Origin of the sequence: Micromonospora sp. WMMC241, from assembly GCF_027460165.1 — a bacterium.
Classification (GTDB): domain Bacteria; phylum Actinomycetota; class Actinomycetes; order Mycobacteriales; family Micromonosporaceae; genus Micromonospora; species Micromonospora humi.
In genome coordinates this window covers 1,926,584-1,941,399 of record NZ_JAPZBF010000001.1, presented here as the reverse complement: position 1 = coordinate 1,941,399, position 14,816 = coordinate 1,926,584, and the positions used below count along the sequence as shown (strand labels likewise).

General features: G+C 73.4%; 12 protein-coding genes. 7 read left to right on the top strand and 5 right to left on the bottom strand.

Features of this window, described 5'->3' with window-relative positions; genetic code table 11:
- Window positions 1-24 precede the first annotated feature (24 nt).
- Window positions 25-1,410: a PH domain-containing protein gene (locus O7598_RS09300; RefSeq protein ID WP_269694816.1), complete on the top strand. Its 1,386-nt coding sequence runs from the start codon at window positions 25-27 to the stop codon at window positions 1,408-1,410.
- A 76-nt stretch (window positions 1,411-1,486) separates the two neighbouring features.
- Here the strand turns inward: O7598_RS09300 and O7598_RS09295 are convergent, their stop codons facing one another.
- The gene (locus tag O7598_RS09295; RefSeq protein WP_269690911.1) at window positions 1,487-2,545 is read right to left on the bottom strand and encodes a phosphatase PAP2 family protein; all 1,059 of its coding nucleotides are present in this window, start codon (window positions 2,543-2,545) and stop codon (window positions 1,487-1,489) included.
- 127 nt (window positions 2,546-2,672) lie between these two features.
- On the opposite strand from O7598_RS09295, the gene O7598_RS09290 reads away from it, so the two are divergent.
- Both O7598_RS09290 and O7598_RS09285 read left to right on the top strand, forming a co-directional pair.
- Window positions 2,673-3,074 (top strand): thioesterase family protein, encoded by a 402-nt coding sequence (locus tag O7598_RS09290; RefSeq protein ID WP_269690910.1) that lies wholly within the window; start codon window positions 2,673-2,675, stop codon window positions 3,072-3,074.
- Window positions 3,071-3,901 carry an MBL fold metallo-hydrolase gene (locus O7598_RS09285; protein WP_269690909.1) on the top strand — a complete coding sequence of 277 codons (831 nt, stop codon included), beginning with the start codon at window positions 3,071-3,073 and terminating at the stop codon, window positions 3,899-3,901. The genes O7598_RS09290 and O7598_RS09285 overlap by 4 nt, the downstream gene beginning before the upstream one ends.
- 13 nt (window positions 3,902-3,914) lie before the next feature.
- Here the strand turns inward: O7598_RS09285 and O7598_RS09280 are convergent, their stop codons facing one another.
- Window positions 3,915-4,817, bottom strand: a complete 903-nt coding sequence (locus O7598_RS09280) for an aminoglycoside phosphotransferase family protein (RefSeq protein ID WP_269690908.1) — start codon at window positions 4,815-4,817, stop codon at window positions 3,915-3,917.
- Between the two features lie 57 nt (window positions 4,818-4,874).
- A complete protein-coding gene (locus O7598_RS09275) occupies window positions 4,875-5,318 on the bottom strand; it encodes a MarR family winged helix-turn-helix transcriptional regulator (RefSeq protein ID WP_269690907.1) in 444 nt (147 codons plus the stop codon).
- A gap of 55 nt (window positions 5,319-5,373) precedes the next feature.
- Between O7598_RS09275 and O7598_RS09270 the strand changes: the two genes are divergently transcribed.
- Window positions 5,374-6,600 carry a multidrug effflux MFS transporter gene (locus O7598_RS09270; protein WP_269690906.1) on the top strand — a complete coding sequence of 409 codons (1,227 nt, stop codon included), beginning with the start codon at window positions 5,374-5,376 and terminating at the stop codon, window positions 6,598-6,600.
- Window positions 6,601-6,646: 46 nt separating this feature from the next.
- On the opposite strand, the gene O7598_RS09265 is transcribed toward O7598_RS09270, so the two are convergent.
- On the bottom strand, window positions 6,647-7,576 hold the full coding sequence (locus O7598_RS09265; RefSeq protein WP_269690905.1) for a carbohydrate kinase family protein: 930 nt from the start codon (window positions 7,574-7,576) through the stop codon (window positions 6,647-6,649).
- Window positions 7,577-7,896: 320 nt separating this feature from the next.
- Between O7598_RS09265 and O7598_RS09260 the strand changes: the two genes are divergently transcribed.
- On the top strand, window positions 7,897-9,027 hold the full coding sequence (locus O7598_RS09260; RefSeq protein WP_442929840.1) for a lytic polysaccharide monooxygenase auxiliary activity family 9 protein: 1,131 nt from the start codon (window positions 7,897-7,899) through the stop codon (window positions 9,025-9,027).
- Window positions 9,028-9,084: 57 nt separating this feature from the next.
- On the opposite strand, the gene asnB is transcribed toward O7598_RS09260, so the two are convergent.
- Complete coding sequence (gene asnB / locus O7598_RS09255) at window positions 9,085-11,046, bottom strand: asparagine synthase (glutamine-hydrolyzing) (protein ID WP_269690904.1); 1,962 nt, start codon at window positions 11,044-11,046, stop codon at window positions 9,085-9,087.
- A gap of 113 nt (window positions 11,047-11,159) precedes the next feature.
- Here asnB and O7598_RS09250 point away from each other — a divergent pair, with 113 nt between their 5' ends.
- Both O7598_RS09250 and O7598_RS09245 read left to right on the top strand, forming a co-directional pair.
- Entirely contained in the window at window positions 11,160-12,635 is a 1,476-nt protein-coding gene (locus tag O7598_RS09250) for an aminopeptidase P family protein (RefSeq protein ID WP_269690903.1), read from the top strand.
- Between the two features lie 219 nt (window positions 12,636-12,854).
- Window positions 12,855-14,549 (top strand): hypothetical protein, encoded by a 1,695-nt coding sequence (locus O7598_RS09245; protein WP_269690902.1) that lies wholly within the window; start codon window positions 12,855-12,857, stop codon window positions 14,547-14,549.
- Window positions 14,550-14,816: the final 267 nt, after the last annotated feature.

The following is a 14,816-nucleotide window of genomic DNA, read 5'->3' as shown; positions in this document are numbered from 1 at the left end:
CCCGGCCCGGTGCCACCCGGCCCGATGCCACCCGGCCCGGTGCCACCCGGGTCGGCGCCCCCGGGCGCGTGGGGTCCGGTGCCGTGGGGGCCGCCGGGCGGCGAGGAGCCCCGGCAGCGGCTGCACCCGCTGAGCCCTGCCCTGCACGGCGCAAAGTCGCTGGTCGTGGTGATCGCCGGCCTGTCCTGGTCGACCCTGTCCCGAGTCGGGTTCGGCTGGTTCGCCGTGCTGGTCGCGGTCTTCGTCCTCGGCGCCACCGTGCTCTCGGTGGTCAGTTGGTGGAACACCGGCTACCACGTGGTCGGGCGCGAGCTGCGGGTGCACGAGGGGCTGCTGTGGCGGCGTACCCGGGCCATCCCGCTGGAGCGGTTGCAGGCGGTGGAGGTGGTCCGGCCGCTGCTGGCCCAGCTCACCGGCCTGGCCGAGCTGCGGCTGGAGGTGGTCGGCGGGGGCAAGACCGAGGCGCCGCTGGCGTACCTCAGTGTGGCCGAGGCCTCCGCGCTGCGGCAGCGGCTGCTCGCCGTGGCCGGTCGCGCCCCGGCGCCCGCGCCCACCGCCGCCCCCGGCGTGCCGGCCGCGCCGGCCCCGGCCGGACGCCGGCTGCACGCGGTACGCAACCAGGACCTGCTCGTCAGCCAGTTGCTCACGCCGCAGGCGTTCCTGCTGCCGCTCGGCCTGGCCTTCGTGGTGGCGCAGTTCCTGTCCGAGGGCTCGTGGTCGTTCATCGCGGTGGCCAGCACCCTCACCGCGATGGCCGGTGTGCTGTTGCAACCGATCCGCCGGGTCCTCGACGACTGGAGCTTCCGGCTCGATGCCGAGGGCGACACGCTGCGGGTGCACAACGGCCTGCTGGAGACGCGGGTGCAGACGGTGCCGCTGCACCGGGTGCAGACGGTCGGGGTGACCTGGCCGCTGCTCTGGCGGATGAAGGGCTGGCTGCGGCTGCGGTTGGAGGTGGCCGGCTACTCCGCGGGCGAGCCGGACGACCGTAACCGCCCGGACCGGCTGCTGCCGGTCGGCGACGCCGGCACCGGTGAGCTGGTGGTGGCGGAGGTGCTGCCCGGCGTCCGGCTGGACGCGCTGCCCGGCACGCCACCGCCGGTGCGGGCCCGCTGGCTGCGCCCGCTGAGCCGGGCGGCGGTCGGCGCCGGCCTCGACGAGCGGGTCTTCGTGGCCCGCTCCGGGTTGCTGACCCGCCGGTTGACGCTGGTGCCGTACGCCCGGATCCAGAGCGTGCGGGTCACCCAGGGGCCGGCCCAGCGGCGGCTGCGGCTGGCCACCGTCCACGCGGACACCGCCGGTGGCGCCGGCGCGGCGGCGGTCGACCGGGACCTGGGCGACGCGTGGGCACTGGCCGCGGAGTTGACGACGCGCGCACGGGCCGCCCGCCGCGCCGACCGTCCCGCGTAAGGAGGGGCCCCTTCTTAACGCATCCGGTAGAGGCGGGGCCCCTTCTTAACCACCGCCACGCGTCCGGCCGGGCCGGTCAACGGCGGTCGGCGGGGACCGCGTCGAGGTCGGAGTCGAGCGCGGTGTCCGGCCCGGCCGCCGGCGCGGTGACGCCGGTCACGGCGGCCGGCGTCCCGTCCCGGCGGGCGCGGCGGGCCCGCCACCAGCGCTCGGCCAGGCCGACCACCAGGAACGTCATCCCCACGTACGCCCAGCCGACCAGCACGTCGATCAGGTAGTGCTCGCCGCTGTACATCAGCGTGAACGTCATGGCCAGCGGGTAGGCCAGCAGCAGCGGCCACCACCGCTTGCGCACCGAGCGCAGGAAGAACAGCACCACGAACAGCGCGAAGGCGGTGTGCAGCGACGGCATGGCGGCCACCGGGTTGGAGGCGATCTGCCCGGCGTTGAGCAGGTTGCCCGCGCCGTGCATGCCGATCTCCTTCCATCCCCGGGTGGAGATCCGGGCCACCTCGGTGAGCAGGCCGTTCTGCGCCGCCCACCACGGCGGGGCGGCCGGGTAGGCGAAGTAGGTGACCAGCCCGGCCGCGCAGAGGAAACCCCACCGGGCCATGTAGCCGATCCAGCGCTCCCGGTTGCGCATCCAGAGCACCGCGGCGGCGGCCAGCGTCGCCACGAAGTGCGAGAAGTAGATCCAACTCACCAGCACGTCCCACCAGCGCACCTGGTCGGGGTCGTACAGGTGCTGCTGGAGCCAGACGGTCGGCACCTCGCCACCGGTGGCCCACCCGGTGAGGAACCGGTCGGCGACGATCAGCTCCATCGCGTGCGGGGTGGCGCCGTTGTCGGCGAACCCGCGGGAGAGGTTGTACGCGGCGAGGAGCAGCACGACCGGGATCCAGTCCCGGGCGAAGCGCAGGTGGCTGCGCCACGGGCGGTTCGAGTTCCAGGCGACGGTGCCGGCCCAGATCCACAGGAACGCGTACGCCGGGTCGGTGGGCAGGCCGATGGCGAACCAGGCGGCCACGAATGCGACGCCCCAGACGGTCATCGCGATCACACGGCGACGCCCGCCGTCGGGGGACGCGGTCGGTCCGGCGGGGGCGGGGGGCGGGGGATCTGTCAGCACGGCCATCGCGGACAAGGTTAACGGCGCGCTACGGGCGGGCCGACGCCGACCGTCGGGAGGCCGGCGCGCCGCGGCCTGCGGAGCGGACCCGGACACCGGACGGCCCGGCGGTCGCTGCACTAGGCTCGGCCGCATGCAGGAGCAGCCGGAGTCGCCCCTCGCGCCGGGCCTGACCGGCCGGGTCGAGCTGACCGTGACCGACGCGGACACCGCCCTGGCGCTGGGCTCGGGCGACGTGCCGGTGCTCGGCACCCCCCGGGTGGTGGCGTTGGCCGAGGCGGCGACCGTGGCGGCCGTCGCCCCCGGGATGCCGGCCGGGTCCACCAGCGTCGGCGTCCGTGTCGAGCTGGAGCACCGTACGGCCACTCCGGTCGGGCGGACGGTGTCCGCGCACGCCGAGCTGGTGAAGGTCGACGGTCGCCGGCTGGTCTTCGAGGTGACCGTCCGGGACGGCAACGCGGTGGCCGCGCAGGGGCGCGTCGAGCGGGCGCTCGTCGACCGGCAGCGCTTCGTCGAGCGGGCCGCACGCGCGTGACGACCGCCGGCTTCTCCGAGATCGCCGCCGGCGTGCACCTGCTGCGCGAGCCGCTGCTGCACGTCAACGTGGTGCTGGTGGTGGGCGACGGCGCGGCCCTGCTGGTCGACACGCTCTCCACCGCCGGGCAGGCCCGGGACCTGGCGGCGGCGGCCCGGGCGGTCACGCCGCACCCGTGGGCGATCGTCAACACCCACCACCACTTCGACCACTGCTTCGGCAACGCCACGCTGGCCGGGCCGGACACTGCGGTGTACGCCCAGGCCCAGGCCGTGGCCGTGCTGCGCGACCGCCCTGACGAGCTGCGCCGGGCGGCGTACGAGGAGATGCGCGCCGAGCAGCCCGCGCTGGCCGAGGAACTGGCGCGGACCGAGCTGCGGGCACCGACGCACGAGGTGCTCTCCGAGACGGTGCTCGACGTCGGCGGCCGGCGGGTGGTGCTGCGCCATCCCGGGCACGGGCACACCGACGCCGACCTGGTGGTGCACGTGCCGGATGCGGACGTGCTGGTGGCGGGCGACCTGGTGGAGCAGAGCGGGCCGCCGGCGTTCGAGGAGTCGTACCCGTTGCAGTGGCCGGACGCGGTGGCCGACCTGCTGCGGTTGACCACGCCGGCCACGGTGGTGGTGCCGGGCCACGGCGAGCCGGTCGACGCGGCGTTCGTCCGCGAGCAGCACGACCGGCTCGCGCGCCAGGCCTGGCTGATCCGCGCCGGCCACACCGGCAGCGCCCCGCCGGAACGGGTGGCCGCCGAGTCGCCGTTCGGGGCCCGGCCCGGCCTGATCGCGGCCCGGCGGGGCTACGCCGAACTCGACGGCACGGCGTGAGTGGCCGGCCGGTTCAGTCGACGTCGGCCACGATCGCCCGCAGCCGGTCACGGCACTCGGCGACGAACGCCGGGAAGGTGTGCCAGTAGTACGCGACGCCGCCGGCCGCCGCGGCGATCGCCCAGGCACGGGCCCGCGTCCACGTCCCGTCGTCCACGCCGAGCGTCTCCCGGTAGGCGTGCCGCGCCTCGGGCGGCAGGTCCCAGGTGGGGGCGTGTTCCGCGTCGGGGTGCCCGACGGTCAGGCCGCCGAAGTCGATGACCGCGTGCAGCCGGCCGTCGCGGACCAGCAGGTTGGTGGGCTTCAGGTCGCTGTGCAGCCAGACGTGCGTCCCGGTGGGCTCGGGCCGGGCGAGGCCGTCCCGCCACAGCCGTTCCAGCAGGTCGACGTCGGCCTCCGCGCCGATGGTGCGCCGGCAGTCGTCGAGCGCCCCGCTGATCCACTCGTCGCAGGGATGCAGGCTGCCGCCGCGATATCCGCTCAGTTCCCCGCCGCGGGTCGCGCCGGACAGGTCGAGCGCGTGCAGTTCCCGGACCGCGGCGGCCAGGTCGGCGCCGAACGCGGCCCAGTCGGAGACGGTGTCGGGTCGGACCTCGGCGCCGTCGATCCAGCGGTAGACCGACCAGGGCAGGCCGAACGCGGCGGACGGCACGCCAGCGTGCAGCGGCTCCGGCACCGGGTACGACAGTCGCTCCGCCAGGCGGGGCAGCCACCGCTGCTCCTTGCGCAGCGAGTCGGCCTTCTCGGCGGTGCGGGGCAGGCGGACGAGCAGGTCGTCGCCGAGCCGGTACATGGTGTTGTCGGTGCCGGCCCCGGCGGGCCGGATCGGCAGCGCGGCCCATCGGGGGCACTGCTCGGTCAGGAGCGAGCGGACCACCGACTCGTCCACCGGCACCTCGTCCTGGTGCAACGTCACGGAGGGATCATGGTGCCCGCGCCGGGCCGCGGCCACCGATTTCCGCGACCGCGCCGGTCAGGGCCGGGCGCGCAGCGCGGTGAGCAGCGCGTCCACGTGTGGGGCGGCGGCGAGCACGGCCGCGCGGGCCGTCGGGTCGAGGGCGGCGAGGGCCTCGGTGAGCAGCGCGGCGCGGTGCACCTCGTAGTCGGCCATCCGCCGGTGGGCGGCCTCGGTGAGGCGCAGCCGGACCACCCGCCGGTCGGCCGGGTCGCGGTCGCGCACCAGCAGTCCGGCGTCGGTGAGGTCGCGCACCAGCGTGCTCACCGTGTTGGCGGCGGTGCCGAGCCGCGCGGCCACCTCCTTGCCGCTGATCCCCGGTGCGGCCCGGACCAGCAGGAGCACCTCCACCTGTGCCTCGGGCAGCGGCTCCCGGTCGGCGCGGGCGTGGGTCCGTCGGCGCAGCAGCCGGTGCAGCTCCCCCAGCCCCGCGCCGAACCGGGCGATCTCCTCGTCGGTCACCGGGTCACCTACTTCACATCGCAATAGTTCTGACTACAGAGATAAGGTAACCGTCGTGAGTCACAACGTGCGGACCGCCGCGCGCCCGCACGTCGACCGACCCGGCACACCCGGCGGCGGCGTGACCCTGCTGGTGCTGCTCGGCACGCTCACCGCGATCGGTCCGCTCTCGCTGGACATGTACCTGCCGGCATTCCCGGCGATGGCCCGCGAGCTGGGTGCCGACCAGGCCGGCATCCAGCTCTCGCTGACCACCTGCCTGATCGGCCTGGCGCTGGGTCAACTGGTCACCGGCCCGCTCAGCGACCGCTTCGGGCGTCGCCGCCCGGTGCTGGTCGGCGTCGTCGCGTACGCCGTCCTGGCGCTGGCGTGCGCCGCGGCGCCCACCGCCCCGCTGCTGGCCGCCGCACGCTTCGCCCAGGGTCTGGCCGGCGGCATGGGCGTGGTGGTCGCCCGCGCGGTGGTCCGCGACCTCTACTCCGGCCGGGACGCGGCGAAGTACTTCTCCCGGCTCACCCTGGTCTTCGGCGTCGCGCCGGTGGCCGCGCCGAGCGTCGGCAGCCTGGTGCTCCGGTTCGGCTCCTGGCGGGCGGTCTTCGTCACCCTGGCCGTCATCGGGGTGGTGCTCGCCGTCGCGGTCGCGCTGCGTCTGCCGGAGACGTTGCCGGAGGACCGCCGCAGCACCGGCGGGCTGGCCAGCACCGCCCGGACCATGCGGTCGCTGGCCGCCGACCGGGTCTACCTCGGGTACGCGCTGACCCAGGGCTTCGCGTTCGCCGGGCTGTTCGCGTACATCTCGGGGTCGTCGTTCGTGTTCCAGGACGTCTTCGGCGTCTCGGCGGCGGTGTTCAGCGTGCTCTTCGGGGTGAACGCGCTCGCGCTGGTCGCCACCGGGCAGGTGAACGCCCGGCTGCTCGACCGGTTCAGCCCGCGCCAGCTGCTGGTCACCACGCTCGTGGTCGGCCTGGTCACCGCCGGCGGCGTGCTGACCGGCGCGCTCGCCGGCAGCCTCGCCGTCACGGCGGTGGCGCTGTTCGCGTTCGTCGGCTCGCTGGGCATGGTGATGCCGAACAGCACCGCGCTGGCGCTGGACGCGCACGCCCGGCACGCCGGCACCGCCGCCGCGCTGATGGGCGGCATCCAGTCGGTGGTCGGCGCGCTGGCCGCGCCGCTGGTCGGGCTGGGCGGCGAGGGCAGCGCGCTGCCGATGGCCGCCGTCCTGGCCGGCGCCGCCGCGCTCTCGCTGACCGCCGTCCTCACCCTCGCCCGGCGCAGGTGTTAAAAGGGGGCCCATCCTCTACCGAAAGCGTTAAGAGGGGCCCCTCCTTTCACGCGAAGCGGGCGGTGACGGCGGCGCGGGTGGGCATCGCGGTGGCGCCGCCGGGTGACTCGCACACCAGCCCGGCCACCCGCAGCGCGAACGCCACCCGCTCCCGCCAGCCGACCGCGTCGGCCGGCTCGCCGGCGGCGAGCAGCTCGGCCACCAACGCGCCCATCACCGAGTCGCCCGCGCCGGTGGCGTCCACCGCGTCGACTTTCGGCGCCGGCACCCGCACCACGTCGTCGCCGGCCGCGACCAGCGCGCCGTCCGCGCCGAGCGTGACCACCACCGTGGCCGCGCCCAGCTCCCGCAGGTACGCGGCGACGCCCTCGACCGGCTCGTCCGGGTAGAGCACCCGGGCGTCCGCGGCGCTCAGCTTCACGAGGTGCGCGGCGGCGGCGAACTCGGCGACCACGCCCCGCAGCGCGTCGAGCGCGCCGGGCGCGGTGAGCAGGCTGGGCCGCACGTTCGGGTCGAACACCCGCAGCCCGCCCGCGATCGACCAGGCCCGGCGCGCGGCGGCCAGCACCGGCGGGTCGAGCAGCACGATCGAACCGCAGTAGAGCACGTCCGCGCCCTCGACCAGCGCCACGTCCAGGTCGTCCGGGCCGAGCAGGGCGTACGAGCGCGGCTCGCCGTAGAAGCGGAACTCCGGCTCCGGCCCGGCGAAGGTGGCCACGGCCAGCGCGGTCGGGGCCGGCACGGTCACCGCCCCGGCCACGCCCACCCCGGCGGCGGTGAGGAAGTCGCGGATCCGGCCGGCGAGCGCGTCGTCGCCGAGCGAGCCGACGAACTGCACGTCACCGCCGAGGCGGGCGATCGCCACCGACACGTTGAGCGGCCCGCCGCCGACGGCCTGCCGGTAGACGGGTTCCCCGTCGTGCTCGGCGTCGAGCAGGTCGACCAGCGCCTCGCCGAGCACCACCGCGTACCCCATCCTGGCTCCCCTCGTTGTCCTCCCCCGATCCTGGCGCATGGCGACCGGCGACGCGACGGGACCCAGGGCATCGACCAGTGACTATTGCGTGTGGCGGCCGGACGTGATGGGATGGCGCTACCGGGAGGGCGCGGGGGGCTGCCGCGTCGCCGGGTCGAGCCGACGCGAGGGCATCCACGGTCCGTGACACGGACCGCAGGCGGTGCGCGTCCCCGTAAGGCCCCGGCCGACCGCCGGGCGCGGGCACCGCGATGATCGCATCCGCTCGTCGCAGCGGGGCGGGCCGAAGCGGGCCACGCTCCGCGAGTCAGGAGATTCCCGTGCACCGATCCCGTACGGCCGCGCTCGTCACCGCGGCCCTCACCCTGGCCGTGGGCGCGTTCGCCCTGGCCTCCGGGCCCGACCCGGCCGCCGCGCACGGCGCGGCGATGACGCCGGGCGCCCGCACCTACCTGTGTTGGAAGGACGGCCTCTCCGGCACCGGTGAGATCCGGCCCAACAACCCCGCCTGCGCGTCGGCGGTCGCGGAGAACGGGGCGAACTCGCTCTACAACTGGTTCAGCGTGCTGCGTTCCGACGCGGGCGGGCGGACCACCGGCTTCATCCCGGACGGCAAGCTGTGCAGCGGCGGCAACCCGAACTTCAGCGGCTACGACGCGGCCCGCAACGACTGGCCGGTCACGCACCTGACGGCCGGGCGGTCGATGGAGTTCCGCTACAGCAACTGGGCCCACCACCCGGGCACGTTCTACTTCTACGTGACCAAGGACAGCTGGAGCCCGACCCGGCCGCTGGCCTGGAGCGACCTGGAGACGCAGCCGTTCCTGCAGGTGACCAACCCGCCGCAGAGCGGCGCGGTGGGCACCAACGACGGCCACTACTACTTCACCGGCAACCTGCCGAGCAACAAGAGCGGCCGGCACATCATCTACTCGCGTTGGGTGCGCTCGGACAGCCAGGAGAACTTCTTCGGCTGCTCCGACGTGACGTTCGACGGCGGCAACGGCGAGGTGACCGGCATCGGCTCGGGCGGCAACCCCACGCCGACGCCGACGAACCCGGGCCCCACGCCCACCAACCCCACGCCGACGCCCACCACCCCGACGCCCACGCCCACCTCGTCGCCGACGACGCCGCCGCCGGCCGGCGGCAACTGCATGGCGGTCTACAAGGTGGTCAGCGCCTGGGGCGGTGGCTTCCAGGGCGAGGTCATGATCATGAACCACAGCACCCGGACGTACTCCGGGTGGACCGCGAGCTGGACCTGGCCGAGCGGCCAGACCATCAACCAGGTGTGGAACGGCACGTTGAGCGGCAGCGGATCGTCGGTGACGGTCACCAACGCCGCCTACAACGGCAGCGTCGCACCGGAGGGCACCACCACGTTCGGCTTCACCGCGAACTTCTCCGGCCAGAACACGCTACCCACGGTCACCTGCACCGGCAGGTGATCCCGACCTGAGAAGGGCCCCCGGGGCGTACCCGGGGGCCCTTCGTCACGTTCGGGGTCAGCGGACCATGCTGCCCACGACCGGCTTGGTGAGCAGCGCGGACTGGTTGCGCTGGATACCCGGGTCGAGCGTCTTCGCCACGAAGATGGCGTGCCAGATGCAGAAGATCAGCACGGTCCACACCTTGCGGGAGTGGTCGGCCTCCTCCCGCTTGTGCTCGTCGAGCAGCCGCATCGCGTACGACAGGTCGATCAGGTCACCGGCGCCCGAGGTGGACAGCACGTGCCGGGCCCACTCGTACATCTCGCCGCGCAGCCAGACCCGGGTCGGGGTCGGGAAACCCAGCTTCTTGCGGTTGACGATGGCCGGCGGCACCACGCCCTGCAGCGCCTGGCGCATGGCGTACTTGGTGGCCTCGGAACGCGGCGGCAGCTTCAGGTCGACCGGGATGCCGGCGGCGACGTTGAACACCTCCCGGTCCAGGAACGGCACCCGGACCTCCAGCGAGTGCGCCATCGAGATCCGGTCCGCCTTGACCAGGATGTCGCCGCGCAGCCAGGTGTAGAGGTCGACGTACTGCATCTTGGTGACGTCGTCCAGCTCGGTGCACTCGGCGTAGATCGGCGCGGTGACGTCGGTGTAGCGCACCGAGGGGTCGTAGCGGCGCAGCAGGTGCTGCTTCTCCTCCTCGGTGAACATCCGGGCGTTGCCGTAGTAGCGCTGCTCGATCGGGGTGGTGCCGCGCTCCAGGAAGCTCTTGCCCTTGACCCCCTGCGGGATCGCCTTCGAGACCGCCCGCAGGCCCTTCTGCACGCCGTCCGGCAGGCCGTTGACGCTGCTCAGCGACAGCGGCTCGCGATAGATCGTGTAACCGCCGAAGAACTCGTCCGCGCCCTCGCCGGAGAGCACCACGGTGACGTGCTCGGCGGCCTTCTTCGCCACGAAGTAGAGCGGCACCAGGGCCGGGTCGGCCACCGGGTCGTCCAGGTGCCAGACGATCTTCGGCAGCGCGTCGATCATGTCCTGCGGCCCGATCTTGGTCGGGATCGTGGTCACGTCGAGGTGCCGGGCCGACTCCTGGGCCACGTCGATCTCGGAGTAGCCGGGCACGTCGTAGCCGACGGTGAAGGTGAGGATGTTCGGGTTGAACTCGCGGGCCAGCGCCACCACGGCGGTCGAGTCGATGCCGCTGGACAGGAACGAGCCGACCGGCACGTCCGAGCGCATGTGCATCCGGACGCTCTCCCGCAGCGTCTCCCGGATGTCGTGGTAGAGCCGCTGCTCGTCGGGGACCGGGGCGGGCCGGAACACCGGCCGGTACCAGCGGCGCACGTCGATCCGGCCGTCCGGGCTCCAGGTCAGGTACTCCCCCGAGCCGATCCGGCTGATCCCCTTGTGCAGGGTGCCCGGCTCCGGGACGTACTGCAGGGTCAGGTAGTGGCTCAGGTTCGCGGTGTCGATCCCCGCGTCGCCCTGGTAGGCGGAGTGCGCGAACGGCAGCAGCGCCTTCTTCTCCGAGGCGAGGTAGAGCCCGTCCTGGGTCTGGAGGTAGTGCAACGGCTTGATGCCGAAGTAGTCCCGGGCGCCGAACGCCCGCCGCTCCTGCCGGTCCCAGATCACGAACGCGAACATGCCGCGCAGCTTGGTGAGCACCTGCTCACCCCAGTAGTGGTAGCCGGCGACGATCACCTCGCCGTCGCCGTTCGTGGCGAACTGGGCGCCGTAGTCGCGGATCAGCTCGTCGCGCAGCTCGATGTAGTTGTAGATCTCGCCGTTGAAGGTGAGCAGGTAGCGCCCGCCCGCGTAGGGCAGGGGCTCGTGGCTGAGCGCCACGTCGATGATCGCCAGCCGCTTGTGCGCGAACACGCCGTCCGCGTACCGGCCGGAGGCGTCGCCGACCACCTCGACCCCGGTCTCGTCCGGGCCCCGGTGGTGCAGGCACTCCAGTGCGCCGGCGATGTGGTCGCGGTGGGCGGCGGCGTCGCCGCGCGCGCTGAAGAAGGCCAGGAGTCCGCACATGACGGCCATCTTTCCACGCGCCGGAAGCCGCCGTCGCGGCACCGCAGGCACTCCCCGCTGTCGTGCGCGCGGTACCGTCGGGACCAGCGACGAGGCTCAGGGAGGGGCGGATCATGGCCGAGGAGCGGACGCAGCAGGGCAAGCCGGCGGACGGCACGGAATCACACGACCCGGACTTCCCGGAGGCGTTCCTGGCGTTCATGCGGCAGGGCTGGCGGGACACCGAGCTGCCGGTCACGCCGCGCCCGGAGGTGCCCAACCACGCGAAGCGACGGGCCGCGCTGACCGAGGCCTTCCCGGGCGAGACGCTTGTCATCCCCACCGGCACCGAGAAGGTCCGCGCCAACGACACCGAGCACCGGTTCCGGCCGGGCAGCGACTTCGCGTACCTGACCGGCGACCTGGAGCCCGACAGCGTCCTCGTGCTGCGCCCGGGCGGCGAGGCGACGCTCTACATGCGGCCCCGCTCGTCGCGGGCGACCGACGAGTTCTTCCGCAGCCGCCACGGCGAACTGTGGGTGGGCCGCCGACCGACGTTGCGCGAGAAGTCGACCGAGCTCGGCCTGCCGACGGCCGACCTGAGCGAGCTGGACGCGGCGCTGGCCGACCTGGCCCCGGGTCGGACCCGGGTGCTGCGCGGCTTCGACGCCCGGGTGGACGCCGCGGTGCGCCGCTACGACGGGCCGCGGGCCGAGGGCCAGCCGGGTCGGGACCGGGAGCTGGCCATCGCGATCTCCGAGCTGAAGCTGGTCAAGGACGAGTGGGAGATCGCGCAGCTCCAGGAGGCGTGCGACGCCACGGTGCGCGGCTTCGAGGACGTGGCTCGGGCGCTGCCGGCCGACCGGGCGATCTCCGAGCGCCTGCTGGAGGGGTTGTTCGCGCTGCGGGCCCGACACGACGGCAACGACGTCGGCTACGGCTCGATCGTCGGGTCCGGCGAGCACGCCACGATCCTGCACTGGGTGCACAACCACGGCGCCACCCGTCCGGGCGACCTGCTGCTGATGGACATGGGCGTGGAGAACCGCAACCTCTACACCGCCGACGTCACCCGGGTGCTGCCGGTCGACGGGCGGTTCACGCCGCTTCAGCGGCAGGTCTACGACGCGGTTCACGCCGCGCAGCAGGCCGGCATCGACATGTGCCGGCCGGGGGTGGGGTTCCGCGACGTCCACCTGGCCTCGATGCGGGTGCTGGCCGAGGCGCTGAAGGATCTCGGGCTGCTGCCGGTGAGCGTGGACGAGGCGATGGACCCGGCCTCCACGGTCTACCGCCGGTGGACGCTGCACGGCACCAGCCACATGCTCGGCATCGACGTGCACGACTGCGCGAACGCCCGCAAGGAGACCTACCGGGACGGGCCGCTCGGTGAGGGCTACGTGCTGACCGTCGAGCCGGGCCTCTACTTCCAGCCGGAGGACGAGTTGGTCCCCGAGGAACTGCGCGGCATCGGCGTCCGGATCGAGGACGACATCCTGGTCACCGCCGACGGTCCGGTGAACCTCTCGGCCGGGCTGCCGCGGGGCTCCGACGAGGTGGAGACCTGGCTGGCCGAGCAGCGCGAGGCGGGCCCGCGCCTGCCCGGCTGAGCCCCTCGATCCCCCGATTTACGACAGCGGGCCCGCACCGACGCCGGTGCGGGCCCGCTGTCTTACGTCCACTTATGCGCGCTTTATTCGCATAAGAGCTTCCCGCGAGGATTCTTCTTTTACGGTGTCGATCAGGGGCTACAACCCGTTTGTAGCTGCTCGCCCCGCCTGGGGCGATGGCATCCGTTTGGGAAGAACCGAAAGGGCGGGAAGGCTCTCATGTCCGACGAGGCAACGACACCCGACGGCGGGGCGCCGACGACAACCCCGCCGACGAGCAGGCGGCGGACACTGTGGGTCGCCACCGGCGTGGCCGGGCTGACCGGCGTCGTCGGCCTGGCGGCGCTGGGCGGCCTCGCCGCCCGCGACGACCGGGCCGGGGGCCCGGAGCGGGTGGCGGACAATCGCGCCGTCGCGCCGCAGAACGCCGGTGCCGACACCCACGAGGACGGCGGGAAGGGCGAGGAGGGCGGCGACCGGGGTCGGGAGGGCCGTGACCGGGGCGAGTGGGGTGGCGAGGAGGACCACGGCAAGGCCCGCGAGATCCCCTGCGACGACGACGCCCTCGTCGACGCGCTCGAACTGGCCAACCGCGACCACGGCGGCACCCTGAATCTCGCCGAGAACTGCACCTACGAACTCGGCGTCAAGGACCGCAAGGTCGGCGGCGCCCTGCCCGAGATCAAGCAGGACGTCACCATCAAGGGCAACGGCTCCACCATCAAGCGCGACGCCGAAGACACCTTCCGCATCTTCCGCGTGGCCGGCGGCGGCCACCTCACCCTCGACGACCTCACGGTCACCGGCGGGAACGCCGCCGAGGTGCGGCACCCCGGCCGGACGGTGTCGGGGCGGGCGCTCCGGGACGGCGACCGCGGCGCGGGCGACGGCGGCGCGCTGCTGGTCGAGCGCGGCGGCAAGGCCCATCTCTCGAAGGTCACGCTCGCCGGCAACAACGCCGAGCACGACGGCGGCGCGGTGGCCAACTTCGGCCGCCTGTGGCTGGCCGGGAGCACGGTCGTCGACAACCATGCCCGGGGCGACGGCGGCGGCATCTTCAACCGCGGCATCCTCAAGGTCGAGGAGTCCCACGTCGACGACAACACGGCCGCGGGCAGCGGCGGCGGCATCGCCAACGGCAGCGACGAGCGGCGCGGCGAGGGCGGTCCGGTCGACCTCACCACCGCCGACGCCGGCAAGGGCGACCACGGCAGGCACGACGCCGGCACCGTGGAGATCACCGGCGCCCGGGACGGCAAGGACGCCTCGTGGAGCACGCTGTCGAACAACCGCGCCGGCAAGAACGGCGGCGGCCTGTTCAGCAGCGGCGGCTACGTCACCGTCTCCTTCACCCACATCACCGGCAACACCGCCTGCGAGAACGGCGGCGGCGTCTACGCCGAGAACACCGACCTCGACCTCGACAAGGTCGTCGTCGCCGGCAACCACGCCGACGGCGACGGCGGCGGCGTCGTCACCACCGGCGGCAAGCACTGGGGCTACCCCAACACCAAGGACGAAGCCAGCGCCACCATCGCCGACAGCGTCATCGTCGACAACACCGCCAACCGCTTCGGCGGCGGCATCTACAACGGCGAATGGCTCGTCAAGATCGAAGACGGCTTCCTCACCCGCGAACACGACGAGGACGACAACGCCGCCCTCACCCTGCGCGACACCCTGATCAAGGGCAACACCGCCCTCAACGGCGGCGGCATCTTCAACAACAAGGCAAAGATCACCCTGACCAAGACCCACGTCACCAAGAACACCGCCACCGACGCCGCCAAACTCCACCGCGTCGCCGGCGGCGTCCTCAACCACGAGGGCCACGTCAAGCTCGACGACGACTCCCTCATCAGCGACAACGACCCCACCAACTGCGCCAACACCGTCGAGGACTGCTTCAACTGAGCGCACCACCACATAGAGCCCGTGGTCCCTTCCCGCCGTCAGGCCGGCGGGAAGGGACCCGCTCCGACTCCCGCGCGCCGGGGCGCACCTGCGACCGCGTCACGCAACGCGCCCGGTCCCCCGCGTCCCCGACGGGACGTGCCGTCCCCGCTGCAACCACCCGCACCCTTATGCGGGTTTTTTTCTGATTTGGGCGCAGGGTGAAGAAGGTTCTCATACGTTGTTGTTCAGCAGCTACAACCGATTTGTAGCGAAGGCCGCCTCGCT

What these genes read in the sequence shown, in the direction of transcription:
- O7598_RS09300 (WP_269694816.1), top strand. Translation starts at nt 25, where the DNA reads ATGCCACCCGGCCCGGTGCCACCCGGGTCGGCGCCCCCGGGCGCGTGG.
- O7598_RS09295 (WP_269690911.1), bottom strand. Translation starts at nt 2,545, where the DNA reads ATGGCCGTGCTGACAGATCCCCCGCCCCCCGCCCCCGCCGGACCGACC.
- O7598_RS09290 (WP_269690910.1), top strand. Translation starts at nt 2,673, where the DNA reads ATGCAGGAGCAGCCGGAGTCGCCCCTCGCGCCGGGCCTGACCGGCCGG.
- O7598_RS09265 (WP_269690905.1), bottom strand. Translation starts at nt 7,576, where the DNA reads ATGGGGTACGCGGTGGTGCTCGGCGAGGCGCTGGTCGACCTGCTCGAC.
- asnB (WP_269690904.1), bottom strand. Translation starts at nt 11,046, where the DNA reads ATGTGCGGACTCCTGGCCTTCTTCAGCGCGCGCGGCGACGCCGCCGCC.
- O7598_RS09250 (WP_269690903.1), top strand. Translation starts at nt 11,160, where the DNA reads ATGGCCGAGGAGCGGACGCAGCAGGGCAAGCCGGCGGACGGCACGGAA.
- O7598_RS09245 (WP_269690902.1), top strand. Translation starts at nt 12,855, where the DNA reads ATGTCCGACGAGGCAACGACACCCGACGGCGGGGCGCCGACGACAACC.